Raw genomic sequence first — 354 nt, 5'->3', positions numbered from 1 at the left:
TTGGGGTTAAAATCTCTTCGACTACAGATCAGTTACTTTATCAGAACCAGGGGCAGGCGGGTATTCCCTTATCACAAGCAGAAAGGGAAGCCATGATTGCCTTTTTGGGTACGCTTACCGATCATGAGTTTATTACCAATAAAAAAATGAATAACCCTAATCCATAAGAGAAATGAATATAAATGGAAAAAAATTAAAATCAATGCTGTTGCTTAGCTTCATGCTGGTAATGGCGGCCTGTTCTAAAAAAGACGACCCTACACCAGATTTTCAGGAAGAAAATCTTGCGCCGCTTTCTGTTGAATTTGACAATATTGTTGGAGAAAGAACATTAGCTTTTGACAATACAGGCAG

1 pseudogene is annotated in these 354 nt (G+C 38.4%); it reads left to right on the top strand.

The features are described 5' to 3' along the window. Nucleotides 1-172: 172 nt before the first annotated feature. A pseudogene (locus tag IM797_RS28265) lies at nucleotides 173-354 on the top strand (hypothetical protein); the annotation flags it as partial.

The organism is Pedobacter sp. MC2016-24 (genome assembly GCF_015223055.1).
GTDB lineage: Bacteria > Bacteroidota > Bacteroidia > Sphingobacteriales > Sphingobacteriaceae > Pedobacter.
Note: the sequence above shows the minus strand (reverse complement) of the source record. Positions and strands in the feature narration are given on the sequence as shown.